Origin of the sequence: Staphylococcus sp. HMSC056G08, assembly GCF_001812305.1 — a bacterium.
Taxonomy (GTDB): domain Bacteria; phylum Bacillota; class Bacilli; order Staphylococcales; family Staphylococcaceae; genus Staphylococcus; species Staphylococcus simulans.
In genome coordinates this window covers 40,991-65,025 of record NZ_KV808447.1, presented here as the reverse complement: position 1 = coordinate 65,025, position 24,035 = coordinate 40,991, and the positions used below count along the sequence as shown (strand labels likewise).

General features: G+C 35.8%; 24 protein-coding genes. 9 read left to right on the top strand and 15 right to left on the bottom strand.

Annotation, left to right across the window (positions count from 1 at the left end):
• Positions 1-91 precede the first annotated feature (91 nt).
• Positions 92-448 (bottom strand): DoxX family protein, encoded by a 357-nt coding sequence (locus tag HMPREF2846_RS03290; RefSeq protein ID WP_023015013.1) that lies wholly within the window; start codon positions 446-448, stop codon positions 92-94.
• A gap of 13 nt (positions 449-461) precedes the next feature.
• A complete protein-coding gene (locus HMPREF2846_RS03285; RefSeq protein WP_070625705.1) occupies positions 462-1,514 on the bottom strand; it encodes an LLM class flavin-dependent oxidoreductase in 1,053 nt (350 codons plus the stop codon).
• Between the two features lie 572 nt (positions 1,515-2,086).
• On the opposite strand from HMPREF2846_RS03285, the gene HMPREF2846_RS03280 reads away from it, so the two are divergent.
• Positions 2,087-2,821, top strand: a complete 735-nt coding sequence (locus tag HMPREF2846_RS03280; protein ID WP_002479633.1) for a CHAP domain-containing protein — start codon at positions 2,087-2,089, stop codon at positions 2,819-2,821.
• Positions 2,822-2,991: 170 nt separating this feature from the next.
• On the opposite strand, the gene HMPREF2846_RS03275 is transcribed toward HMPREF2846_RS03280, so the two are convergent.
• The 3 genes from HMPREF2846_RS03275 to HMPREF2846_RS03265 form a co-directional block, all read right to left on the bottom strand.
• Positions 2,992-3,495: a hypothetical protein gene (locus tag HMPREF2846_RS03275; protein ID WP_070625703.1), complete on the bottom strand. Its 504-nt coding sequence runs from the start codon at positions 3,493-3,495 to the stop codon at positions 2,992-2,994.
• A gap of 235 nt (positions 3,496-3,730) precedes the next feature.
• Positions 3,731-5,149, bottom strand: coding sequence for a Na+/H+ antiporter NhaC (gene nhaC / locus HMPREF2846_RS03270; RefSeq protein ID WP_070625701.1), 1,419 nt, complete (start codon positions 5,147-5,149; stop codon positions 3,731-3,733).
• Between the two features lie 24 nt (positions 5,150-5,173).
• A complete protein-coding gene (locus tag HMPREF2846_RS03265) occupies positions 5,174-6,244 on the bottom strand; it encodes an NAD/NADP-dependent octopine/nopaline dehydrogenase family protein (protein ID WP_002479636.1) in 1,071 nt (356 codons plus the stop codon).
• A 431-nt stretch (positions 6,245-6,675) separates the two neighbouring features.
• On the opposite strand from HMPREF2846_RS03265, the gene HMPREF2846_RS03260 reads away from it, so the two are divergent.
• The 4 genes from HMPREF2846_RS03260 (at position 6,676) to HMPREF2846_RS03245 (ending at position 8,880) form a co-directional block, all read left to right on the top strand.
• Positions 6,676-7,056, top strand: a complete 381-nt coding sequence (locus HMPREF2846_RS03260; protein WP_023015020.1) for a DUF4870 domain-containing protein — start codon at positions 6,676-6,678, stop codon at positions 7,054-7,056.
• 121 nt (positions 7,057-7,177) lie between these two features.
• The gene (locus tag HMPREF2846_RS03255) at positions 7,178-7,510 is read left to right on the top strand and encodes a DMT family transporter (protein ID WP_002479638.1); all 333 of its coding nucleotides are present in this window, start codon (positions 7,178-7,180) and stop codon (positions 7,508-7,510) included.
• Positions 7,510-7,824, top strand: a complete 315-nt coding sequence (locus HMPREF2846_RS03250) for a DMT family transporter (protein ID WP_070625699.1) — start codon at positions 7,510-7,512, stop codon at positions 7,822-7,824. The genes HMPREF2846_RS03255 and HMPREF2846_RS03250 overlap by 1 nt, the downstream gene beginning before the upstream one ends.
• An 87-nt stretch (positions 7,825-7,911) precedes the next feature.
• Positions 7,912-8,880, top strand: a complete 969-nt coding sequence (locus HMPREF2846_RS03245) for a 2-hydroxyacid dehydrogenase family protein (protein WP_070625697.1) — start codon at positions 7,912-7,914, stop codon at positions 8,878-8,880.
• A 93-nt stretch (positions 8,881-8,973) separates the two neighbouring features.
• On the opposite strand, the gene HMPREF2846_RS03240 is transcribed toward HMPREF2846_RS03245, so the two are convergent.
• From HMPREF2846_RS03240 to HMPREF2846_RS03205, 8 genes are all read right to left on the bottom strand, one after another.
• Positions 8,974-10,098, bottom strand: a complete 1,125-nt coding sequence (locus HMPREF2846_RS03240; RefSeq protein ID WP_057509915.1) for an FAD-dependent monooxygenase — start codon at positions 10,096-10,098, stop codon at positions 8,974-8,976.
• A 107-nt stretch (positions 10,099-10,205) separates the two neighbouring features.
• Positions 10,206-10,982 carry an N-acetylglucosaminidase gene (locus tag HMPREF2846_RS03235; protein WP_070625695.1) on the bottom strand — a complete coding sequence of 259 codons (777 nt, stop codon included), beginning with the start codon at positions 10,980-10,982 and terminating at the stop codon, positions 10,206-10,208.
• A gap of 26 nt (positions 10,983-11,008) precedes the next feature.
• Positions 11,009-11,260, bottom strand: a complete 252-nt coding sequence (locus HMPREF2846_RS03230) for a hypothetical protein (RefSeq protein ID WP_037556062.1) — start codon at positions 11,258-11,260, stop codon at positions 11,009-11,011.
• 124 nt (positions 11,261-11,384) lie between these two features.
• A complete protein-coding gene (locus HMPREF2846_RS03225; RefSeq protein WP_002479643.1) occupies positions 11,385-11,855 on the bottom strand; it encodes a helical membrane plugin domain-containing protein in 471 nt (156 codons plus the stop codon).
• Positions 11,848-14,805, bottom strand: coding sequence for a formate dehydrogenase subunit alpha (fdhF, locus tag HMPREF2846_RS03220; RefSeq protein ID WP_070625693.1), 2,958 nt, complete (start codon positions 14,803-14,805; stop codon positions 11,848-11,850). The genes HMPREF2846_RS03225 and fdhF overlap by 8 nt, the downstream gene beginning before the upstream one ends.
• A 561-nt stretch (positions 14,806-15,366) precedes the next feature.
• Entirely contained in the window at positions 15,367-15,669 is a 303-nt protein-coding gene (locus tag HMPREF2846_RS03215; RefSeq protein ID WP_002479645.1) for a hypothetical protein, read from the bottom strand.
• 117 nt (positions 15,670-15,786) lie between these two features.
• Positions 15,787-16,743 (bottom strand): LCP family glycopolymer transferase, encoded by a 957-nt coding sequence (locus tag HMPREF2846_RS03210; protein ID WP_002479646.1) that lies wholly within the window; start codon positions 16,741-16,743, stop codon positions 15,787-15,789.
• 64 nt (positions 16,744-16,807) lie between these two features.
• Positions 16,808-17,617 carry an inositol monophosphatase family protein gene (locus HMPREF2846_RS03205; RefSeq protein WP_057509918.1) on the bottom strand — a complete coding sequence of 270 codons (810 nt, stop codon included), beginning with the start codon at positions 17,615-17,617 and terminating at the stop codon, positions 16,808-16,810.
• A gap of 399 nt (positions 17,618-18,016) precedes the next feature.
• On the opposite strand from HMPREF2846_RS03205, the gene HMPREF2846_RS03200 reads away from it, so the two are divergent.
• Positions 18,017-18,703 carry a helix-turn-helix transcriptional regulator gene (locus HMPREF2846_RS03200; protein WP_070625691.1) on the top strand — a complete coding sequence of 229 codons (687 nt, stop codon included), beginning with the start codon at positions 18,017-18,019 and terminating at the stop codon, positions 18,701-18,703.
• 27 nt (positions 18,704-18,730) lie between these two features.
• Here the strand turns inward: HMPREF2846_RS03200 and HMPREF2846_RS03195 are convergent, their stop codons facing one another.
• Positions 18,731-19,447 carry a CPBP family intramembrane glutamic endopeptidase gene (locus HMPREF2846_RS03195; protein ID WP_070625689.1) on the bottom strand — a complete coding sequence of 239 codons (717 nt, stop codon included), beginning with the start codon at positions 19,445-19,447 and terminating at the stop codon, positions 18,731-18,733.
• A 100-nt stretch (positions 19,448-19,547) separates the two neighbouring features.
• On the opposite strand from HMPREF2846_RS03195, the gene HMPREF2846_RS03190 reads away from it, so the two are divergent.
• Positions 19,548-19,892, top strand: a complete 345-nt coding sequence (locus tag HMPREF2846_RS03190; protein WP_002479650.1) for a hypothetical protein — start codon at positions 19,548-19,550, stop codon at positions 19,890-19,892.
• Between the two features lie 298 nt (positions 19,893-20,190).
• Entirely contained in the window at positions 20,191-21,063 is an 873-nt protein-coding gene (locus HMPREF2846_RS03185; RefSeq protein ID WP_002479651.1) for a MurR/RpiR family transcriptional regulator, read from the top strand.
• A 45-nt stretch (positions 21,064-21,108) separates the two neighbouring features.
• On the opposite strand, the gene HMPREF2846_RS03180 is transcribed toward HMPREF2846_RS03185, so the two are convergent.
• Positions 21,109-22,500 (bottom strand): amino acid permease, encoded by a 1,392-nt coding sequence (locus tag HMPREF2846_RS03180; RefSeq protein WP_070625687.1) that lies wholly within the window; start codon positions 22,498-22,500, stop codon positions 21,109-21,111.
• 654 nt (positions 22,501-23,154) lie between these two features.
• Between HMPREF2846_RS03180 and HMPREF2846_RS03175 the strand changes: the two genes are divergently transcribed.
• On the top strand, positions 23,155-23,997 hold the full coding sequence (locus HMPREF2846_RS03175; protein WP_002479653.1) for a formate/nitrite transporter family protein: 843 nt from the start codon (positions 23,155-23,157) through the stop codon (positions 23,995-23,997).
• Positions 23,998-24,035 lie beyond the last annotated feature (38 nt).

Here is a 24,035-nt window from a genome sequence, read left to right as displayed (position 1 = left end):
ATTATCACCAGTCCTAAATAGTATAGAGCCATAAAAAGGCTCAACCACAGTTTTGTGATTGAGCCTTATTCATATATACACTGATTATTTATTATTTTTTACTGCAAATTGTATCAGCTGAAGATAATGCAGCTAATTTCAATAAGTCAGTTGCGTGTTTAGCGCCTTCTTTACCATGACCTGCTTCGTAGTGTTTGTAAGCTGCAACACCTAAAACACCTACTGCTAATAATGAAGCAACATTTGTCATTTTTTTGTTGCCGAAGCTTAGTAAATAGATTAAACCACTTGCTGCTTCTAAAGTACCTGCAACTGTTACCCATTTAGAATCAAGGCCGAACACATTTGCGAAAGTATCTTTCATACCTGCGTCACCTTTTAATTTTGGCTCTGAAGCCTGTAATAATTCCTTAGCGATTTTAATATTGTTTAAATAACGTAATAACATAATACAATCTCCTTTATTTATTATTAAAATATTCCTCTACAATAGGTTTTACCCTTTCTCCGTATAATTTAATTGCATGCATTACACGGTCATGTGGCATAGACCCTACTGGCAGGTGAATCATGAAACGATTCAAGTTCAATTCTTCGATTACTTTAATCATTTTCTTTGCGACTGTTTCCGGACTTCCTACAAACATTGCACCTTCATCGCTGATTTCACGTTGGAAATGCGCTTGATCGTATGGCGGCCAATTACGTTCTCTGGCGATGATATCATGTGCGACTTTAGTCGGCGCGTAAAACTCACGTTGTGCCGCTTCATCAGTCTCTGCGATATAACCCCAAGAATGTACTGCAACCGGCATATCTTCTGCGCGATAACCTCTGTTTTCAGCAACTGCACGATACACTGCAATATTACGTTTGAAACGTCTAGGATTACCACCGATAATCGCGTAGGTAATCGGTAAACCGAACTCTGCAGCTCTCATAGAAGACTCTGGTGTGCCTCCTGTTGCGAGCCAAATTGGAATTTCCTTTTGCACTGCTCTAGGATATACACCTAAGTTGTTAATTGCTGGACGTAAACCGCCTTCCCATTTAACAATCTCATGTTGATTGATACGTTTCAATAATTCCAACTTCTCAATAAACAATTGATCGTAATCATCAAGGTTGTAACCGAATAATGGGAAAGATTCGATAAACGAACCGCGCCCTACCATAATTTCAGCACGTCCGTTAGATACTGCATCCAATGTCGCAAAACGTTCATAGACACGTACTGGATCATCTGATGATAAAACCGTTACTGCCGATGAAAGTTTAATACGTTTCGTTGTTGTCGCTGCTGCCGCAAGTACAGTCACAGGATCTGAAACTGCATAATCTGAACGATGATGTTCACCTAATCCATATACATCCAGCCCTACTTCATCAGCAAGTTGAATTTCTTCTACGATGTTTCTAATACGTTCTGCTGCTGTTAATTTTTCTTGAATGCCATTTTCTGTATAAATATCAGTGTTGTCTGCAAAGGATGTCATTCCAATTTCGAGTTTCACTTTTTTCACCTCTTTAGGTATAATTTTTATACTTAAATAATACATCTGTTCTTTCCTTAAGTCAATACTTTCAACTCGAGCAGAACAAAGAGATAAAAACTTCCATTTAATGAAGAAAAGCCTAACTTTACATAAAGTTAATAGTTAACATCCACCTATTGTATTTAATTAGATGACTATCTATTCGACAGAATTTTAAAAATAAATCTCCGTCATATTAACTACAAAGCAACATTTATTCATTAGAAATTATGTTTCAAAGTTTTCTGTTATATTACAAGACTGTAATATGAAAAGCCTTTACAAATAATTAAAAATGTTAAAAATGCGATAACATCAACATTCTAAGACTATAGTCCTACTTTCATGCTTATTACATCCAAATACATAATTATTAGAACTAAATTACAAAACGATAACAAACCACACAAGTGCAATTTTTTTTGGTAGAGTTAGTCTTGTCGTTAAGAGAACGAAACAAACAAAACAAATTATGAAATTTAGTAAATGTTAATCCAGTCACGAGACTTAAAAAATAATTTAGCTTATTATCTTTAGGAGGATATTTTATCATGAATAAAATCGCTACTACTACAATCGCTACAGCAGGTTTAGGAATCGCTGCTTTAACTTTATCTAATCACGATGCAGACGCTGCACAAAATAACGGATACAACTCAAACGATCCTTATTCTTACAGCTACTCATATACAATTGATCAAGATGGTAACTACCACTACACTTGGGAAGGTAACTGGAACCAATCTAATCAATTCAATAACTACTATGGTACTTACGCTCAATACAATAACAACAACACAGCTAACAATAACTATACAAACTATACTAGCTACAATACACAAGCAACTGCTCCACGTACTGGCGGTTTAGGTGCTTCATACTCAACATCAGACAACAACGTTAAAGTAACAACTACTTCAGCACCAAAAACAAGCACTAACACATTCGCTAACCGTTCATCATCAGGTGCTAACTTATACACTGTAGGTCAATGTACTTACTACGTATTCGACAAAGTTGGCGGTAAAATCGGTTCAACTTGGGGCAACGCTAACAACTGGGCTAACGCAGCAGCAGCTTCAGGTTACACTGTAAACAACAACCCATCAGCTGGCGCAATCTTACAAACTAGCCAAGGTGCTTTCGGTCACGTTGCATACGTTGAAAGTGTAAACAGCGACGGTTCAGTAAACGTTTCAGAAATGAACTACGGTCAAGGTCCTGGCGTTGTAACTACACGTACAATCTCAGCTAGCCAAGCAGGCGGATACAACTACATCCACTAATTAATAAATTTACGATATAAACCAACTGATCAGCTACAATCAGTTGGTTTTTTTATACCCTTTTTTTATTTCTATTGCTTATCCTGCCACTAACTTATACGCATAACAAAGAAGCCGGCGACTTAGGAATTTACACCTAAGCCTGCCGGCTTTTCTATCTATTTACTACGTTATAACCAATATGCGATCATAATCCAGAATGCGAAAGCTAACACATATAATAATGGGAAGCTTTCTGATACGGGTCGTTTAAGTTGTCTATAAAGAACATAGCCTCCTAAACCTATGGCCATACCGGCTGTTAGGACAATACGTACCACAAACATTTCTACTGTGGCATTAATCCCAAGCTGAGGACTCGTAGTCATAACCTCAATAAGAGATAAGATTAATATCATTACTGTATAAACAACAGTATCTTTTGTTTTGTTAGTTTGGGATAATGCCCAAAATATTAATAGCCCGAAGATAGACGTCATTAACATTTCATGTGCTAAAAATTCCGACATAGAAGAATCAACTCTATATTGCAAAATCGCTACAAAATACAATATAAAGCTGATTACTAAATAGATAATAGAAGGATATTTTACAGTTAAATTATCTAAATTGAAGTATCGATGAATTCCTAGACACAATAGTAATATCGCTACAAGTATTACTACATATAGCATGGAATCACCTCATTCATATATATTTAATAACCGTTTTAGTACACAACTAAACCTAATAAATATTAATTTTTTAATGATAATGATTGGAATTGCAATTAATCCTTCTTAGATAACTATAATTGTTCCACCATTAGTATGTTATACCCTGGATTCACGCGTTTAATGTGTAAAATCCGAAAAATTGTAAAAAGTCAAAGAAAAACTGCCTCACTTTAAAAAGCGAGACAGTTCATCTTTAACCGTGCTGCGTATAATGTGTTGTGTCTGGTGATTTCACCTTTTTCACTGACCAGCCAGTAAAGGCGTAGAATATAGCGAAAATCACACATAAATAACAAGGTACCGTCCAAATAAAGTAAGAATAGACGTTTACACCTAATTGTTGCGTATAATAAATTCCTGATGTGCCCCAAGGGATCAATGGAATAATCATCGTACCTGAGTCTTCAAGTGTACGTGATAAGTTTGTACGAGACAGCTTCATCTCATCATACATATCATATAACAACATACCTACTACGATAATCACAACAGATGCTACTCCTGCTGCTAATACCATAATCAAACCAGATATTACTGTAACTAAAATTAATATGCCTGGCGAAGTGACTTTATCTTTAATTGTGTTCAACATCACTGTTAAACAACCTGATTTTTCGACAATACCCGCAAACGCATAGCCGCAGAAGATTGTCACAATGACTTGTGTCATACTCATCATGCCGCCTTGCTCAAGCAAAGTCGTCGCTTTATCATTTAAATTGACTTGATGGACAATCATATCTGGTTTAAAACCGTCAAAGGCCGCTTTAAAACCATCAGTAAAATTAAAGCCATGATTCAGTGCGCCGACAAAGATCGCTGCCACACATGAAACTAACATAGCCGGTACGGTTGAGAAGCGGAATAATAAACATGCGATGATAACAATCGCTGGAATCCATACACTGAAATTAATATGATATACATTTTCGAGTTGACGTAATAATGCATTGATTTGGCTTTTATCCGCACTCGATTTATGATTTAATCCCGCAAAGAACCAAACTATCATACCGATAATCGACGCAGGAATCGTCGTCCATAACATCGCTTTAATATGGGCAAAAATGTTCACGTTCGTGACCATTGCCGCTAAGTTTGTTGTATCAGAGAGTGGTGATAACTTATCACCGAAAACTGCACCTGCAATAATTGCACCTGCAGCCATACCCGCATCAATATGTAATTGATGTGCAATCGCAATTAACGCGATTCCTGCTGTTGATGCAGAACCCCAAGCGGTTCCAGTGGCCATAGACGTTATCGCTGAAATTAAAAACGCAGAGACCAAGAAATAACTTGGATTCAACAATTTTAATCCATAATAAATCAGAGCAGGTACGGTTCCAGAATACATCCATGTCCCAACTACAATCCCTACGCATAAAATAATATAAATCGTAGGCATCGCTGTACTCAGCCGCTGTGTAATCCCCTCTTCTAAATCTTTCCAACGTAAGCCTATACGCCAGGCAATTACTGACGCATAAGCCGCTGAAAGAATTAATAATGGTTGTACTGGAATTCCAAATACCACAAATCCAACAATAACTAATAACATCATTACAACGATGGTTGAAATGGATTCAAGTAATGTCGGCATTCTCTTCATAATATGTCCCCCTTTATTTAATTGTTAATCTAATCCAACTTTATCTCTGCCTAACTCGTCGATTGTCAGACCCTCTTCAAAGAAATCACGTTCTAAAATTGTAGAAGCTATGACGATAATCGCATCAATATTCGGCGTTTCTACCCCAATTTCACGCCCTAAGCTAGACCATAAGACTAAACCGAATGCAATATCTTCAGTTAAATAACGATTCTTCACGTGATTTGGCCCTGGAATTTGTGAGAAAACAGGACTTTCGTTAAACAGACGATTTAACGGTTCATCTTCACGATCTCTTTCTAAATAACCACGTTGAATACGTGCTTCTTTTGCTGTTTGCAGTTCGAATCCTAAACGACGGCCAAGTGACAGACGCTCAAGCTCTACCGCATGCAGTAAACGAACCGTATGTTTAGTAATCCCTTCTTTATATAATGAGAAGTCTCCAGAGTAATCAATACGTCCAACGTTTAATAAAGTAGGTCCTGGGTGCACTTCTGGGTTACCATTTTCTAAGTTTGTTTTCCATAAGTTTTCTTCTTTAATAATTTGAGGATAAATCTTTTCAACAATTTCAAAGTCTTCACTTAAATGTTCTTGAATATAAGAAGTGAAATAGACTTTACGTACATTTAAAGATAGATCAACAATACCCTCTTCAAAGTCAACACGCGTACCATACGTTAATGTGTTTGCTTCACAAAAACGTGGGCATACATCGATATATTCATCTTCTAATATGTTAAGGAATCGTGCTGAACCCATAGCAGCTGCCATGTTGAAGAATATAATTTGGTCATCCTTAACGAACGGCGCCATAATACGTGCATAATATTCAATAAATGTTGATGGAATAATCATTTGAATAATTTCTGCATCTTGTATAACCTCTTCGATGTCATCGCTGACTTGTGTAAATTTCACAAAGCTTTCTTCACCTTCATTATTGAAGTGGAAACCGCCTTGTTCAATCGCTTTATCGAACTTTTCGATAGAAGCGTTACGGCAATACAATTTGACATCGTGGCCCTTGCTTGTCATATCAACGGCTGCTGTGACAGCACCGTTACCTGAACCAATAATTGCTATTTTCATGCTTCATACCTTCTTTCTTTGTTTAGTCATGATTATGAGAGACCGTACAATAGCTTTATTGCTAGAAAGAAAGTGATGTACGGTCTCTCGAAGTGTGAAAATATTATTTATTCTATTTAACCGTCTTAAAGAAAAATAAAACAGAAAACTTGTGAGACTTGTGTATGCTAGAACACGCACAGTTACAGCTTTCTGCGACCATCAAATAGTGTATTATAGTTATCGTAACATGATTAGACAAATAATAAAATAAAAATTTGTTAGCTACTTATTAACAATAACGTCTATATATTTCATACCCTACTTCTCTTTATTTATTGTTTTTGTTAGGTGTCCAAAATGGTAAAAAATATTGAAGTTTTTCCGATTGTGTTTCATTTAAACTCAATTATTGCTATATTTAAAGTAATCTTAAATATCGGAGGAGCGCTATGACTAAGGAACATTCACCTGAACAAGTCACCGAGCACACTGAAGTCTATCAACAATTTCCAACAGAAGATGCACGTTTATTCGCGTGTTTAATTTATATACTCAGCTTTTTTACAACTATTATCGGACCCTTAATTATTTGGTTAACCAAAGGCAGTGAATCTTATTTTGTAAATAAGACCGCTAAAAACTATTTTAATTTCGTTATTTCTTATACGATATGGACGATTGTAGCATTAGTTTTATGCATCGTATTAATTGGTATGATAATATTACCGGTTCTCGGTATATTGAGCATTGTATTCTCAGTCATAGCGGCTGTCAAAGCATATAATGGCGAGGAATACCTAATCCCGCTATCTATCCGCTTCTTCAACTAATCACACACAACCACAGCGTTGTGTGTTTTTTTGATGCTTTTTTCATAAACACATTCATTGTTTCTCTGTGTGTAATTTGAGAAAATAGACAGTGCTGAATTAAGAAGAAGGAGGCGTGTGTATGCGCTGGTTTAAAGTCATTTTAGCTGGCTTAGTAGAAATTATTTGGGTCAATTGTATTAAAAATGCAGATTCAGTGCTCAGTTGGGGACTGACTTTAATTATGATTGCGATCAGTTTCGCATTAGTAATCAATGCTTGTAAATCATTGCCTGTGGGAACGGCTTATGCCATTTTCGTAGGTATCGGTACAGTGGGCACCATTATTTTAGATATGGTGGTCTATGGCGACCCCTTCAGCTTTACCAAACTCTTTTTCATTATCTTATTATTGATTGGTATTCTTGGACTGAAACTATCAACAGATGAAACAGAAAGCGAGGGCTCACACTGATGGCATGGTTATATTTATTTATCGCAGGCTGTTTCGAAATTCTTGGCGTGATTCATTTAAATGAATTGAATCGAACAGGCAAGAAATTTTATATTGTGTTATTAGGTATCGCCTTTATCTTCAGTTTCAGTATTTTATCACTCGCTATGAATTCCATCCCGATGGGAACGGCTTATGCGATTTGGACAGGTATTGGAACTGGCGGCGGTGCAATTATCAGTATGATATTTTATAATGAATCCAAAAATATCTGGCGTATTCTTTGTATCGGCTTAATTGTCGTTTCTTCTGTTGGGTTAAAACTCATTTCATAGTCATGCATACGCTTACGGTGTATTCATTGTTTCTCCTTCTTCCTTTTAATATAATTGATATATAAACTAAGAAAGGGAGTGTTTTGTATGGCTAAGGTCTATATTGCAGGCCCTATCCCACAAGTAGGACTTGATATTCTAGAAAAGAATAATATCGAAGTCGATATGTACGATGGTCCAGGAGTTGTGGATCAAGAAACATTAAAAAATGGCGTGAAAGATGCGGATGCATTAATCAGTATTTTATCTACAAACGTAGATAAAGACGTCATCGCAGCAGGCGAAAACTTAAAAGTGATCGCAAACTACGGTGCCGGCTTTAATAACGTAGATATTGAATATGCTGAATCTAAAGGCATCTATGTGACAAACACACCTGGCGTTTCAACACGCTCAACAGCAGAATTAACATTTGCGTTAGTTCTTGCAGTGGCACGTCGTATTGCTGAAGGTGATCAGTTATCACGTACGAAAGGATTCGATGGTTGGGCACCATTATTCTTCAGAGGACGTGAAGTATCAGGTAAAACTATCGGTATCTTCGGTTTAGGAAATATCGGTTATGCAGTTGCTAAACGTGCGAAAGCATTCGATATGGATATCCTTTATACAGGTCCACATCGTAAAGAAGATAAAGAAAAAGAATTAGGTGCGAAATACGTTGATTTTGACACATTATTAAAAGAATCAGACTTTATCACAATCAACGCTGCTTACAAACCAGAATTGCACCACTTGTTCGATACAGAACAATTCAAACAAATGAAACCGACAGCTTATTTAGTTAATGCTGCGCGTGGTCCGATTGTAAACGAACAAACACTTGCTGATGCATTGAAAGACAAAGTCATCGAAGGTGCAGCGTTAGACGTTTATGAATTCGAACCGAAAATCACTGAAGACTTGAAATCACTAGACAATGTCGTGATTACGCCGCATATCGGTAACGCTACATTTGAAGCACGTGACGGCATGGCTGAAATTGTCGCAAATAACACAGTAGATGTCTTAAAAGACAACAAAGCACCACAATATGTTGTAAATAACGTTAAATAAGATTTTTACACTTAAGTAAAATGAGGCCTGGGAAAATATCCCAGACCTCATTTTTTATTTCTTTATTTTATCGTTTTAAACGATGTTGGTTGTTTATACAGATTTCGTTTTGTATAAGAATTTCGCTTGATTTGAAATCAATTTAGACGGTGTGCGTTTCAACACAAAGTTGCGCAAGCCAATCATCAAGCCATTTTGATATTGTGCTTTTTTACCAATACTGCGAGAACGTTTAATCACTTTTGCAGTATGTTTCACACGTAACGCATCATAACGTGCTAAAGCTTCTCTGAAATCATAAGTATTTAAGCAATTTGCTAACACAATCGCATCTTCCATCGCTTGTCCTGCACCTTGTCCCATATTCGGTGTTGTCGCATGAGCTGCATCACCTAGTAATAATGTGCGACCATAGACGAAGGATTGAAGCGGTGTTAAATCGTAAATATTATGGTGTAAAATACCCGTTTCACTTTGTTGGTCTAGAATACGTCTGACCTCATTTGGATAGTTATTGTAATATGCTTGAATATAAGGTTTCGTGAATTCTTTAAATTTAGGATCGTTTTCTTTCGCATTAACCGCAATAAACCAATACGCTTGGTTATTCAACATCGGTACAATCCCTACACGACCTTTAGCACCCCAAAACTCTTTCGCTGTATGCGGGTCATTCAAAGTTACATCGTCGACCATTCCTCTGAAGCATGTATAGCCTTGGTAGTTAACAGTGGCTTTAGGGTTTACTTGTCCGCGAATAATTGAATGTACGCCATCTGCACCGATACATAAATCAAAGTAATGTGTATCACCTTGTGCAGTTGTTAAAGTAACTTTCGAACTGTTTTGTACGAGTTTCACGATTTTAGTTCCTGTATGGATTAATTCTTTTGGAACATAAGATGCGATAACATCTAATAAAGCTTGTCTTGGCAGTGTTAAATTAACTGTTCCTTTTTTCATCACTGCTTTATTTAATACATGTCCTTTGTCATCTAAAATTTCCATTTCTTTGATGACTTGTCCTGCATTTTTAATTCCTTTTGCCATATCATGATTGCCGAGTTTGTCTAATACATTACCACCGATGCCGATACCTGCACCGATTTCTTTGATTTCATCTTGTTGTTCAAATACATGTATTTCGTGATCTTGTTCATGTAATAAGGCAGCTGCGGTGAGTCCGCCAATGCCGCCGCCGACAATTGCTATTTTCATCTCAATAATCCACCTCTTTTTAACACTTCCTATTTATTCTATCATATTCCCTATTTCCTATGTATCTAGCTGGATAGCTTAAAAAAGAGGGCTGCTGCCCTCTTTGGTTATTTATAGAAGTTTTTACGAATATCATCTTTTTTAATACCATATTTTTGATAATACGTATCCATCATACCTGCAATATTTTGATCCCAACCGATGTCACTCGCATATTGATGCTGACCAGGATTGCTAGGATTCCAACGCATTTGATAAAGTGAAATTTGTCCTTTATCGAAGAAGTCTTCTCGTACAAAACGTGCACCGCCCATAATTGCACGTTCTGGTGACGTCCACTTCTGCTTTTTCGCATAACTATGGCCATGCTTCATTGCGTCTTCATCAAACGCACCGATGCCATAAAAATTATAATATGTTTTTCCTTTAAACTTAATGCCTTTCGATAACTCAGAACGACCATGTCCTGTTTCCACTAATGCATGACTGACGAGATAAATAACATTCACATCATATTTATCTTGTGCCTTTAAAAATGCGTCCCCTTTATTTTCAAGCACGCCTTTGCCTTTTAATAATTGATTCACTTCTTTTTCATCCATTGAGACAGGCTCTGAAATATCCATATAACTGATATTATGATTCTGTCTTTTAATTGCCATAGCTTGTTCAACATCTGCTTTAGATGCATTCACAAATTGACCATTGTCTTCTTTCGTATTCAATACACCTTTTAAAGTTTGAAGTTGAACAGCTTCATCAAATGTATAATTCTTATCATTGCTGAACCAATTCGTTTCATTAATGATAAATAGAATAATAAAAGTTAAAAGAATTAAGCCGACAAACAGCCTGAAAATACGCGTTTTTACTTTACGATTCATTATGCGAACTCCTCATGTATTTTTTTCTATTTCAACATAAAGTATGCTGCAATGATCACAATCATCACAATTGTAAAAGAGAGATTGATAATTATCTTCATTCCTGTTCTGTCACGGAATAAAACATTAAACATCATTAAACTGATAATTAAACCGATCGCAAACATGGTAATCGCAAGCACGGCTTTCATCATAATCAAAAAAATAAAACCAAGCACGACAAATAAATTTGAAATCAGTGCTAAAGCTTTTAATATGTTCGGGTTAATCGTCAACACCTTCTTTCTATCATCTACATCTAAATTCTATTAAAGTTTATCATATTTCTGACAGCGTCGGCAGATAGATTCTGTATGTAAAAAAAGAGCCGTTCTAAAAAGAACAGCTCTTATAGAATGACGCTTAATCTTCGCGTGACATTCCTTTTAATAAGTTTACGAAATACGTAATACTTCTGTTTGCTTCATCGTCTTTCAATAAGCCGACTAAGCTAGAAATTGTTGTACGTTGATTTGGACTTGCAGCATTCGCATTTTTAAGTCCTTTGTTCAACTTAAGCAACATTTCTTCTGTACCTGCAACATCCACTTTACCAAGCATGAATACAAGTGGTGCTAAGTTGTTTAATAAGCCAGTATATTGCTCTTTATTCAACTCTTTTGTGATCTTGTTTGTAATGAAGCCACGTTTTTCAACTGCGCCGATACCAGCATCTAAGATTTTCGCATCATCTAAGACACGCATTAAACGGATTGCTTTGATGATAACATCTTTGTTTTCTGAAATAGCATCAGTTACTTCTGCAAGATCTTTCGCTTTTTGCTCTTCATGTGAAATTTCCATACGTTTGATTTTTCTAATGTTTTCAGCCATCGTGTCTCACCTGATTTCCTGGGAACACGTAGTCTGGACGTGCCCATTTTTTCTGAACTTGAACACTGTATTGCGGGTTACGTTCTGTATTCACACGGAAGTTAGAAGGGTTAAGTGGTGACTTACCTCTACGTGTAATGACTTCCATACGTGCTGATGTACGTTTGTAAGATGGTGTATCTGTGTCTTTGTCAACATCACTGTTTGTCAGCATATTGACTGCACCTGCAGTACCATCTTCGTCAGCGTTATTATTCATCGGAATATAGATTTCTTTACCTTTAACACGGTCAGTAATGTGAACAACTAATTCAACTTGACCTGTTGAAGAAACTAATCTAACATCTGCACCTTCATGAATACCGCGGTCTTCCGCAAGTTCTGGTGAGATTTCAACGTAAACATTCGGCACTTTGTATTTGATGCCAGGCACTTGGTAAGTCATATTACCTTCATGGAAGTGTTCTAGGATACGACCATTGTTAACATGGATATCATATTCTTCATCTTCTTTGAAGAAGTTGTCGAATGTTAATGGATATAATTTGGCACGTTTATTAGGGAAGTTGAACCCGTCTAAGTATAAAGTAGGTTCATCTGTTCCATCTTCATGTACAGGCCATTGTAATGAATTGTAACCTTCTAAACGGTCATATCTTACACCAGCGAATAATGGTGTTAAGCTTGCCATTTCATCCATGATTTCACTTGGATGTGAGTAGTTCCAGTTTAATCCAACTTTGTTTGCGATCAATTGAATGATTTCCCAGTCAGGTTTTGAGTCGCCTAATGGTTTCATTGCTTGATATAAACGTTGGATACGACGTTCTGTATTTGCGAAAGTACCTTCTTTTTCAAGTGAAGGACTAGCTGGTAAAACAACGTTTGCGAAACGTGCTGTTTGTGTCAAGAATGCATCTTGAACGACTAAGAAGTCGACTTTTTCAAGCGCTGCTTGTACAAAGTTGATGTTCGCATCTACGATACCAGTGTCTTCACCATAGATGTACATTGCGTCGATTTCATCGTTATGGATACCTTCCATCATTTGATGGTTATCACGTCCAGCAATAGCTGGTAGTTCCATACCCCATGCTTTTTCGAATTTCGCACGTACTTCATCGTCAGTTACATCTTGGTAACCAGGGAATTTATCCGGCATACTACCGCCATCACTACAACCTTGTACGTTGTTGTGACCACGTAATGGATAAGCACCTGTACCTTCTCTTCTATAGTTACCTGTTACTAATAACAAGTTAGAGATTGCAGTACTTGTATCACTACCGATGTCTTGTTGAGTAACACCCATCGCCCAAGCGATACATACGCCATTAGAATCAACCATTTCATGTGCGAAGTGAATCAAGTCATCTTTAGGAATACCTGTTGTTTCTTCCGCAAATTCTAATGTGAATGGTGCTAATGATTTGTAGTACACATCGAAGTGATCTACCCACTCATCGATAAATGCTTTATCGTGAAGGTCGTTATCGATAATGTATTTCGTAACTGCAGCTAACCATGCCAAGTCAGTACCTGGTTTTGGTTGATAGAATTTGTCTGCACGTTCAGCCATTTCATGACGACGAATGTCGAATACATGAAGTTTGTTACCGAATAATTTATGTCCACGTTTGATTTTAGAAGCAATAACTGGGTGAGCTTCAGCAGTGTTTGTACCTACTAATACCACCATGCCTGCTTTCATTAAATCATCCGCTGAACCTGAGTCACCACCGTGACCTACAGTTCTGAATAAACCTTTCGTTGCGGGTGCTTGACAATAACGTGAACAGTTATCGACGTTATTTGTACCCATTTGACGTGCTAATTTTTGCATCAAGTAAGATTCTTCAATTGTACCTTTAGATGATGCGATGAATGATAATGCATCTGAACCTTTAGCTTCTTTGATACGTAAGAAGTTTTCGCTAATTACGTTCAATGCTTCTTCCCACTCTACTTCAACGAATTCGTCACCTTTACGTACTAAAGGTTTCGTTAAACGTTCTTCAGAGTTGACGAAGTCCCAACCGAATTTACCTTTCACACAAGACGAAATACGGTTAGCTGGTGAATCATGTTGCGGTTGAACTTTAAGAATTTCACGGTCTTTCGTCCATACATCAAATGAGCATCCCACACCACAGTATGTACATACTGTTTTCGTTTTCTCAATACGTTCTTCGCGTAATGCAGATTCTGAATCTGAAATTGCGAATAATGGACCATAACCTGGTTCTGCTTTCTTAGTTAAGTCAATCATGTCTGCTAATGTACCTGGTTCAGTATCAGTCATGTAACCTGCTTCACCCACCATGTGGTTTTCCATCATTGCGTTACATGGACATACAGTCGCACATTGTCCGCAAGATACACATGATGATTCGTTGATTGATACGTCGTTATCCCAGATAACACGTGGTTGTTCACGTTCCCAGTCGATTGATAATGTTTCATTGACTTGAACGTCTTGACAAACTTCTACACAACGACCGCAAAGAATACATTGACTTGGGTCATAACGATAGAAAGGACCGAAGTCTTTCTCGTAACCTTTGTCTTTATATTCATATGATTGTTCCTGAACACCGAATTCATCCATTGTATTATGGATTTCACAATCACCGTTGTTGTAGTCACATACTGTACAATACAGAATGTGCTTTTCTAAAATACGATCTAAAGCTTCTTTTTGAGATGCTTTAACATCGCTGTTTGTCGTATTAACGACCATTGGTCGATCAATTGTTGTGCCGCATGCACGTGCAATCTTTCCGTCGATTTCTACTGCACATGTATCACAAGTTTCAATCGGCCCTAATGATTCGTTATAACAGATTGACGGCACAAATGTATCTCTAGATTTAATAAACTGGAGAAGATTCGTACCTGGTTCCACAAGATAGTCTTTCCCGTCTAATGTAAGGACAAGATGTTCTTGCATGTAATCACCCCTATATTCTGAGGTCTTGCAAATGTGTTTAAGCTGATGACATACCGACAGGTATACTGCATTCTGATTGATGAGGGTCAAAAGAACAGTATAAGAGTCGCATGAAATCCCCGATGTCACGCTTATGTCACAGATACGAATGTATGTATCAACATTAATATCTATTGAAATTAAGCAATCTTTAGATGAACAATGCAACGAAGTTTGCGGTTGCATCTCACTTCCTTTAGAAACATTCAGCCTCTAAAGATTCAACTCATTTCCTAAACCTCTATTTATTTTATATATTCCGTAAATATTGAAGACTAGTCTTTTTTTGCCCCACGCAATAAAAAATAGTCTTATTACTAATTCTATTACTTTTAAAGTTAAATGTTAAGTCCCATACTTATATATTCTCTCTAAAGTTGACATATTAAACTTTTTATTCATGAATCTCTTTTTTTGGTGCCGATTTAAAGGATTTAACATAATGTATTACTCTATTTCATAGACGAATTAGTTTAAACTTTCTTTTAAAAAATACCGACATATCACATGCCGGTATTTTGCTTACTTATCGTGTAATCTACCTAATACTTCTTGTTTAATAATATTGATAGCTTCATCAAATTTTTCTTCATTATGGTTTGCATCTGCATGTGCAATTAATGAATTGACTAAATCAGCATCATTATATTCGCTGACTTTCAATTTGAATTGATCAATTCCAACTTCTACAGTGTTGCCATTCGGTTGGAATTCATTGATGCCATAATAATTATCGGCACCTAAGCCGCCTTCATCAACCATTTCAGATACATCTTGTACTTCTTTTTCATCTACTTTATTTTGATCTTTATTATTATTTGTCATAAAAAATTCCCCCTCTGTTTATCATTACCCCAAAACATGTATTTTATTTATATACAATTTTAAATTTTAGGGTAAAATAATACCAAGACAAAGATTAACCCTGCCTCGGCATTTCATTTATAATTCTAAATTTTGTCTTAGCGCATTTGAAACGTTATTCAATGAACTTTCATCAGGTACAAAGTAATAAACGCCATCACTTTGAATACCTCCACCGCCTTGTAGTTCTAAACGGTTCATATTTTCATTTGCTTTTTGATATTTAGAACGGACTGTATTTAATTCACCTAGAGATAGGTCAGTTGTAACATTCTCTTTGATTTGATCCGTCACACCATTAAAGTTCGTTAGTGACTTCACACTTGTTAATTCATTCGCAATACCACGTAACACTAATTGTTGGCGCTCTTGACGACCGAAGTCACCGCCTGCACCTTCTTCTTTACGTGAACGGATAAACGCTAAAGCTTTGTCACCATCTAAATGTGTTTTTTCGCCTTTCACAAAGCTGTAACCACTATAACTAAATGTCGCATTACTGATAACATCTACACCACCGATTTCATCAACCATACCTTTGATGCCATCCATATCAACTGTCGCATAATGATCAATCGGTACATCCAGCAATTTCTCAAGTGATTTCACAGCCATATCCGGACCACCATACGCATAAGCATGATTGATTTTCTCTACTGAATCATGTCCGACAATTTCAGCTTGAGTATCACGTGGGATACTGACAATTTCAGTTGTCTTTTTATCTGGATTAATAGATAATACCATGATTGAGTCAGAACGTTGTCCGTCCCCTTCACTTTGACGTTTTTCATTACTATCCACACCAAATAAAGCAATTGTGAATGGATCGCCTTTATTTAAATCTACTTTTTCTTTTCGTAATTCTGATTTGTCTCTGTCTAGAGGGTTATGAATCTTTCCGCCAACCGCAAAAATCTTAATTGCTAAGTAGATTGCTGCAACAAGCGCAAGTATTACTAAAATTCCAAATGCCCATAATAATATTTTTGGTACAAGTCCCATTTTACGACCAGGTTTATCTGTTCTCTTCACCCAACCACTCCTCATCTTTCATTTCAATCCATTATATTATAGTTGATTTTAACTAACATGGTGCTTAAGTCTTAGTTATTTTATTAACTTGATAACCGCCTTTTTGATTTAATATTTCAAGGACCGCTTCATGACACCCTTTATTACTAATAATAAACGGTCCGCCAACCGCAAAATCAATTGGTTCATTATCAAGATTCGTCATTTTCAAATCAAGTTCTTTCGCAAATAAAAACTGTGCAGAAATATCCCACGGTTTCGCATTTGTATTAATGTGTGCTCCGAATTGACCTTTCATCACGCGTAAAGAATCTAATCCGCAAGCCCCGATTAATCGATAACTGAACGCTGCCGCTTTTAAATCTGCTTGTGTATGATCATTTAAAACATATGGATTATACGACAGAATCATTTCACTGATATCTAAAGAAGGTACCTTAGGCATACGTACTTCATTTTCAAATGCACCTTCATCTCTGATGGCTTTATAAAGTGTATGGTGCGGATAATCATAAATGTAAGCAAGCATCGGTTGACCTTCAGAGAAATAGCTTAAGATAATACAATAATCTGTTTTTTGTTTTACTAAATTCGCAGTACCGTCAATCGGATCCATTATCCAAACATCGCCATGTTTCGCATCTACTAAATCATTATTTTTTTCTTCAGCGAAAAGTTCATGACTTGGGTAATGTTCTTTTAAAAATGCGTCAAATTGATCTTGAATCATTTGATCTACATTGGTTACTAAATCAAACTGATTTGCTTTTGTTTCTGTATGCATATCCGCAATCAGTTTAGGAATAATATCATCCAACCCTTTCAACCAGTGTCTGATTGCTTGGTCTAATTGAAGCAGTTGATTACGATTCAAATTACACACCTCATCCTTTATTTTTCTTATGTATGTTTTCATTCTAGCATGGAACACAAATGAACTGTTAACGACTTTATAATCAATAAAAAAACCGACTAGCTTAACTAGTCGGCATAGAAAGGAAAGTAAGTAATAATATTGAAGATGTTAATTAACTAGTGATTCGCACGTTCTAATAAATCACACGACATGATTTATCATTACCCCTTTGTTCACTAAGTGCTATCTCCTAGTTACTAATGATAGTTTAGCACATAATTTTATAAAATGTAAGCGTTTACTTGAAATTTTTTCGACTTTTTTTAATTTTTTCTACAAGTACATTACCTAAAAACATCAAATTTTAAGAGATATGATATAATGATTGTAATATGTAATATATCGGAGGTGGCTTAATTGAATAAAATAGAACGTCAAAATAAACTTGTTCAGGCAATTGAAACCAACCATCAACTCACTGCAGCACAACTTGCGAAAACACTTAAAGTTTCAAAGCGTACGATATTAAGAGATATCCAAGATCTTGAAAAACAAGGTGTCCAAATTATCGCAAAACAAGGCATGCTCGGCGGATACCAGATTCAAAGCCATCCTGCACCGATTCAACTCGAATTAAACGAAGCACAAATGCTAGCTTTATTTATGACATTAAACGAGAGTCAATCTTATTCTCGTTTACCTTATAAAAAAGAAATTGCACAAATTATCAAGAAATGTCTCAATCAGCCAACAACACATATCAGACGTTTGTTAAAACGCATGGATCGCTACATTAAATTTGAATCTAATCCAAACGAGACAATACCGCAAATCTTTTCAGACTTATTAATTTATTGCGCAGAGCGTAATGTGATGTTAGTCGAATATGATTTGGAAAGTGAGACTTTTACTGAAAATGTCATCTTTATCGGATTGATATGTCGCAAAGCTGAATGGCGTGTCGTTATTTTCGATATTGGTCATGGACATACAAAAGAAATACCGATTCAAGCGATTCAAGACATCTCTTATTCATTTCATAAAACATTAAAGACTCACGATATTACTATCTATAATTATCAACAATTTTTAAAATCCAACTAAGGGATACACCTCAGTTGGATTTTTTTATTATAGATATAAAATTGTGATGATGAAAGAAACGAAATTATTCGCGATGTGAATTGCGATAGTAGCTGCAGTATTTTTACCTGATTTGAAATATACATAAACAATAACAATTGCCATAATTAAATAGGACCCGATTTCAAATGGAGATTCGGCTCCTGTGACATGAATCAACGCAAAGCCGATAACCGAAATAATCGCCATGACAATATAATTCAACTTCTTCCCTAACTCTCCAATCAAAATGGTACGGAAGAATAATTCTTCAACAACAGGACCTATAATTACTACAAAAATAAATGTGAAAGGTAAAAATGCTGGATTTCTGAACAATAATTCTAATTCCTGTTCATTTTGTGTTTCTGTATACTGTAAATTTTCAGGCAAGAACGAAACCAAATAATTGTAGAGTGTTTCTCCTCCCATTGCGATCAGCAGCATAATCAACAAAAACAACCAATGTTTCTTAACATAATGCCATCCTGATGATAATTTCATAGGCATTTCACTATAGTGAAAATAATAGTAAATAATTAAAAGTGCGATATATGTATTGATTTGACCTATAGCTGAAATTGGAATTAATGTTTCAACGGTTATCGGTACATTAAAATTGGCTGCTATTAACGTTTCTAAAAAAGTAAATAGAAAGATTAAAACAAAACCAATCGGAATTAACGTTAAATCTCTCCATGCTGGCTTATTATTTTTTAACTCCATAAGATGCTCCTCTATACAAAATTTAACTTCTCATGCATTTATCTTAAGTTATCGGCTTTCAAATCACAAATTAAATTTATCTTTTAAGGAATGATTAGTAATGACAAAACAAACAATTGAAACAGATATTTACGCACAACTGATTCATTTGATTACTTTAAGCGACACCTATCATCACTATATAACTTTAAATCAACAGAAACCTGCTGAACAGACTGCAAATGATATCACAACATATCTACAAGCATATTATCACAAAGCACAAAGCTTAGTTGAAACACACCCTTCTTTTATTACACAACGCTACTGTGACTTATTAGCCAAATTAATCTTGCAGCCGTTAGTAATCCTTAACACTGGCAATACAAATGTGATGATCAAAACGTGGCAAAAACCCATTCATCACTTGCTTTTTCTTTTAACCTCTCACTCAATTATTGACTAATTTTTTAATATTTTAACGTTAATCGTTTAAATCTTTATCAGTTAGGTATGATAATACTAGTGAGTGTTGTTTTTAAAATTCTCAATTGTGTTAGCTGTCATCCTATAGTACACTAGAAACCATTATAAAGATGAACTGATAATTGGGAGACTGTCGGTTTGTCTGAGTCGTGCTTTAATAGGCGTACAAACAATAATCAAAGTAAACTGTAGCAACTAAGGGTTCTGTTTACTGCTATCTATGATTTACAAAACAAATGAAAAAGCAGCTTTGTTTTTTCATAGAGCAGGTGATTATGATGACAAACATACTATTTAAACTAGAAACAAAATATAATGTTTTAACTAAAAGCGAGAAAAAAATCGCAGACTTTATTTTAAAACGGCCACAAAAAGTCATTGATATGACAACTTTAGATTTAGCGAACAGCACCAATACCAGTCCTTCTTCGGTCGTCCGCTTCGGTTACAAAGTAACAGATGGCGGCTTTCAAGAATTAAAAACAGAAGTATCAAAATACCTTTCCAAACGTACAAAACCCCAACCTATTGAATTACAACCGAATGAATCGATTGATTCTATCAAACGCAAAATGTTGTCACGCAGCACTCAAACATTATGCAGAGTTTCAGATGAAGTTGATGAACAGAAGATTGAACAAGTCTGTATCAGGTTGAAACGTTCACGTACCATCTTCTTATTTGGCTTTGGCGCTTCCTTTGTTTCAGCATTAGATTTAACACAGAAACTATCTAAGGTTGGTTTAAATGCGCAATGCGTTGAAAGTGTGCACGCGTTAATCAGTTTAATTGCAACTCATGACGCCCGTGATACATTATTCTTAATTTCTAATAGCGGTGAACACAATGAACTCGAAGCCATTGCACGTGTTGCGTCGGATTATCATTTGTGCCTGATTACCTTAATGGGTACACATCATAATCCGATGACACGCTATAGTGATATTGATTTGATTTACAGCGAATCAGAAGAAAATGAGTTTCGTATGGCGGCTACTACTTCTCTGACAGCCCAGCTCTTTACTATCAATGTGCTGTATTACCGTTATTTGTCTATGGACTTTTCAAATGCGTTAGATACAATTACGCAATCTAAAATGGCTTTAAACAACTATAAGAAACATCTTTCTAAAATTAAATTTGAACATTAAAAAAGAGTTGAGCATAACGCCCAACTCTTTTTCATTTGTCTTATATTATTCTAAATGTTGATCTTTATAAGGTAATTTGTCGTATCCTCTGATGAAGTAGAACGCTGTCATGAAACCTAAGAATAAGAATCCGATAACAACTGATACAACTGTTTCTTTATTAAGCAACATACCGATTAATACGATAATTAAGAAAATAATAGTCGCAAAGCTTGCTGGTGCTCCGCCTGGCATTTTGAATGGATGACTTTGGACTTCTTCAGGATGAAGGCGTCTGAAGCGGATATGACTGATTAAAATCATAAACCAAGGAATCATACCAGGTAAGATTGATGCACTATAAACATATACGAAAATACTGTCTGCACCTTTAATGAATAAAGGTAAGATAACGTTTAAGATAACACCGATAAAGATACCGATTGAAATCGCAAGTACTGTGTACACAGGTACACCATTTTTCATTACTTTCAAGAAGAATCTAGGTAATTGTTTGTGTTGTGCCAATGTATAAATCATACGGCTCGCACTGAAGATACCTGAGTTACATCCTGACATTGCGGCTGTTAATACTACGAAGTTGATTAAACCAGCTGCAATTGTAATACCGACTTTCGCGAATGTTGCTACGAATGGACTACCGATTGTACCAAGTTGATCCCATGGATAAACAGTTACAATAACGAAGATAGCTCCGATATAGAAGATTAAAATACGCCAGATAACACCGTTAACTGCTTTTTTAATATTCTTTTGAGGATTTTTAGTTTCCCCTGCTGTGATACCGATTAATTCTACACCTTGATAAGAACCTACAACGATTGATAAAGCAAAGAAGAAGCCAAGCCAACCGTTAGGAAGGAAACCGCCGTGTGACCATAAGTTAGATAAACCGATGGCATTTCCGCCGTTACCAAGTCCGAAGAAAATCAAACCGAAACCAGCAATAATCATTAAAACAATAGTGACAATCTTGATCATCGCGAACCAGAATTCAAATTCACCGAACGCTTTAACTGATACTAAGTTCGCTGAAGCTAATAATACAATAACGATAACACCAGGAATCCAATCCGGAAGTTCTGGGAACCAATATCTCATGTATTCTCCGACTGCGATAACTTCACTCATACCAACTACAACCCACTGGAATATGTTACTCCAGGCTGTTAAATATCCTGCTACTGGATGAATATAGTCACTTGCGAAGTTTGCAAATGAACCTGTAGTAGGATGTAAGTAAACCATTTCTCCCATTGCACGCATTACTAAAAATAAAAATAGTCCAACAATTAAATAAGCAAAAATAACAGATGGTCCTGTCCATTTAATTGTACTTGTCGCACCCATAAATAAACCAACGCCGATGGTACCACCGAGTGCGATCATTTGAATCTGTCTAGAACTTAATCCCCTGTGTAATTGAGTTTCTTCCATTAGAAAATACCCCTTCTCTTTCATGATTTCCAGGCCCTATTACAAGTTATCGATAGCTGCCCCATTCTCTCTTTCTATTTCAGCGTCCCAATTTACTAAAATTTAAAAGATTGCGAAAAATTTAACAATGTTTCTTTTTGCTATCTATTTGTAACTTTTCAAGCCCATTGAGGCTATTATACTATAAAATTTCTAGATGAAAACATAAAAATTACACTTTTATGTATGCGCTTTCATTTATTTTTTCCTAAAATACAACAAAAGCAGTCATCGCGCATTTTAATGCATTTCGCACTCAAATAAAATATTGTATTCCTAAAACACACACAATGAACAGTGTCCATTTAGTAAATACATTTTATTTGAACATTATAGCACGGAGTTTTATAAAAGCGCAATGTACTTTTGATAATTTTCTGATTCTTTGTCATGTACATAGAGACAATTGTCTTTTTGACACAATCACTGTTTTATATACAAATGCAGTATTTCAATAATTTTCACGAGACAGTCATATTTATGAAAAAAGTTTATGTGAAAGTATTCACAAAAATAAGAAATGCGATTATACTATATGCATTACAGAAAATGAGATAACCCTCTCAGCCTGAATTAATATTAAACATTTTGCTAGAGCGAGGAGTTTTTTTAGGAATGAACAGTGAAAAATATATCCGTTGGGATAATGTATTTTATGGACGTAAATGGGTTAAAGAAGTTGTTAAAACTATCCAAACTAAAGACGTCTTACAAGCGACTTATTTTAAGCGCTATTTATTACGTGCCATGATGGCAGGTTTTATTATCAGTATTATTGCAGTCTTTGTATTAGCCATTAAAGCTGGTTTTGTACAAGAAGTACACACAGGAGAAATCAACACAGGAATTATCAACATCGTCGGATCAGTTGCTTTCAGCTTTGCCTTAGTACTGATTCTTTTTACCAATTCAGAACTCCTGACAAGTAACTTTATGTATTTCACAGTGGGTTTATATTATAAAGTTATTTCGCCATGGCGTGCTTTCCAAATCTTTATGTTATGTTTCATCGGTAATATGTTAGGTGCCCTAGCCTTCTTTATTATCTTACGTTTCAGTGATGTCGTTACACCAGAAATGATGAAACAATTAGAAGTCTTGCTACATCACAAAACAATGACAGCTGACTTTACTCAAATATTAGCTAAAGCAATTTTTGCCAACTTCTTTATCAATATCTCATTAGTTATTGCGATGCAAATTGAAGACATTCTAGCAAAAATGTTTGTGATGATGTTTGGGGTTGCTATCTTCGCATTTATGGGTTACGAACACGTTGTTTACAACGCATGTCTATTTATCGGCGGCGCTATTTACCAATCAGATGTTTTACACTTCTGGCCTGCAGTCATCAATATCATAGCTGCATTCATCGGTAACTATATCGGCGGCGGATTAATCATCGGTCTATTCTATGCTTACTTGAATGACCATAAACAATTTAAGAACGAGCTTTAATATGCATACGACGCACCAATATACTATGTTATAATTTG

Coding starts and splice junctions, on each gene's coding strand:
- HMPREF2846_RS03290 (WP_023015013.1), bottom strand. CDS start 448: ATGTTATTACGTTATTTAAACAATATTAAAATCGCTAAGGAATTATTA.
- HMPREF2846_RS03280 (WP_002479633.1), top strand. CDS start 2,087: ATGAATAAAATCGCTACTACTACAATCGCTACAGCAGGTTTAGGAATC.
- HMPREF2846_RS03275 (WP_070625703.1), bottom strand. CDS start 3,495: ATGCTATATGTAGTAATACTTGTAGCGATATTACTATTGTGTCTAGGA.
- nhaC (WP_070625701.1), bottom strand. CDS start 5,149: ATGAAGAGAATGCCGACATTACTTGAATCCATTTCAACCATCGTTGTA.
- HMPREF2846_RS03265 (WP_002479636.1), bottom strand. CDS start 6,244: ATGAAAATAGCAATTATTGGTTCAGGTAACGGTGCTGTCACAGCAGCC.
- HMPREF2846_RS03260 (WP_023015020.1), top strand. CDS start 6,676: ATGACTAAGGAACATTCACCTGAACAAGTCACCGAGCACACTGAAGTC.
- HMPREF2846_RS03255 (WP_002479638.1), top strand. CDS start 7,178: ATGCGCTGGTTTAAAGTCATTTTAGCTGGCTTAGTAGAAATTATTTGG.
- HMPREF2846_RS03250 (WP_070625699.1), top strand. CDS start 7,510: ATGGCATGGTTATATTTATTTATCGCAGGCTGTTTCGAAATTCTTGGC.
- HMPREF2846_RS03245 (WP_070625697.1), top strand. CDS start 7,912: ATGGCTAAGGTCTATATTGCAGGCCCTATCCCACAAGTAGGACTTGAT.
- HMPREF2846_RS03240 (WP_057509915.1), bottom strand. CDS start 10,098: ATGAAAATAGCAATTGTCGGCGGCGGCATTGGCGGACTCACCGCAGCT.
- HMPREF2846_RS03235 (WP_070625695.1), bottom strand. CDS start 10,982: ATGAATCGTAAAGTAAAAACGCGTATTTTCAGGCTGTTTGTCGGCTTA.
- HMPREF2846_RS03225 (WP_002479643.1), bottom strand. CDS start 11,855: ATGGCTGAAAACATTAGAAAAATCAAACGTATGGAAATTTCACATGAA.
- fdhF (WP_070625693.1), bottom strand. CDS start 14,805: ATGCAAGAACATCTTGTCCTTACATTAGACGGGAAAGACTATCTTGTG.
- HMPREF2846_RS03215 (WP_002479645.1), bottom strand. CDS start 15,669: ATGACAAATAATAATAAAGATCAAAATAAAGTAGATGAAAAAGAAGTA.
- HMPREF2846_RS03195 (WP_070625689.1), bottom strand. CDS start 19,447: ATGGAGTTAAAAAATAATAAGCCAGCATGGAGAGATTTAACGTTAATT.
- HMPREF2846_RS03190 (WP_002479650.1), top strand. CDS start 19,548: ATGACAAAACAAACAATTGAAACAGATATTTACGCACAACTGATTCAT.
- HMPREF2846_RS03185 (WP_002479651.1), top strand. CDS start 20,191: ATGACAAACATACTATTTAAACTAGAAACAAAATATAATGTTTTAACT.
- HMPREF2846_RS03180 (WP_070625687.1), bottom strand. CDS start 22,500: ATGGAAGAAACTCAATTACACAGGGGATTAAGTTCTAGACAGATTCAA.
- HMPREF2846_RS03175 (WP_002479653.1), top strand. CDS start 23,155: ATGAACAGTGAAAAATATATCCGTTGGGATAATGTATTTTATGGACGT.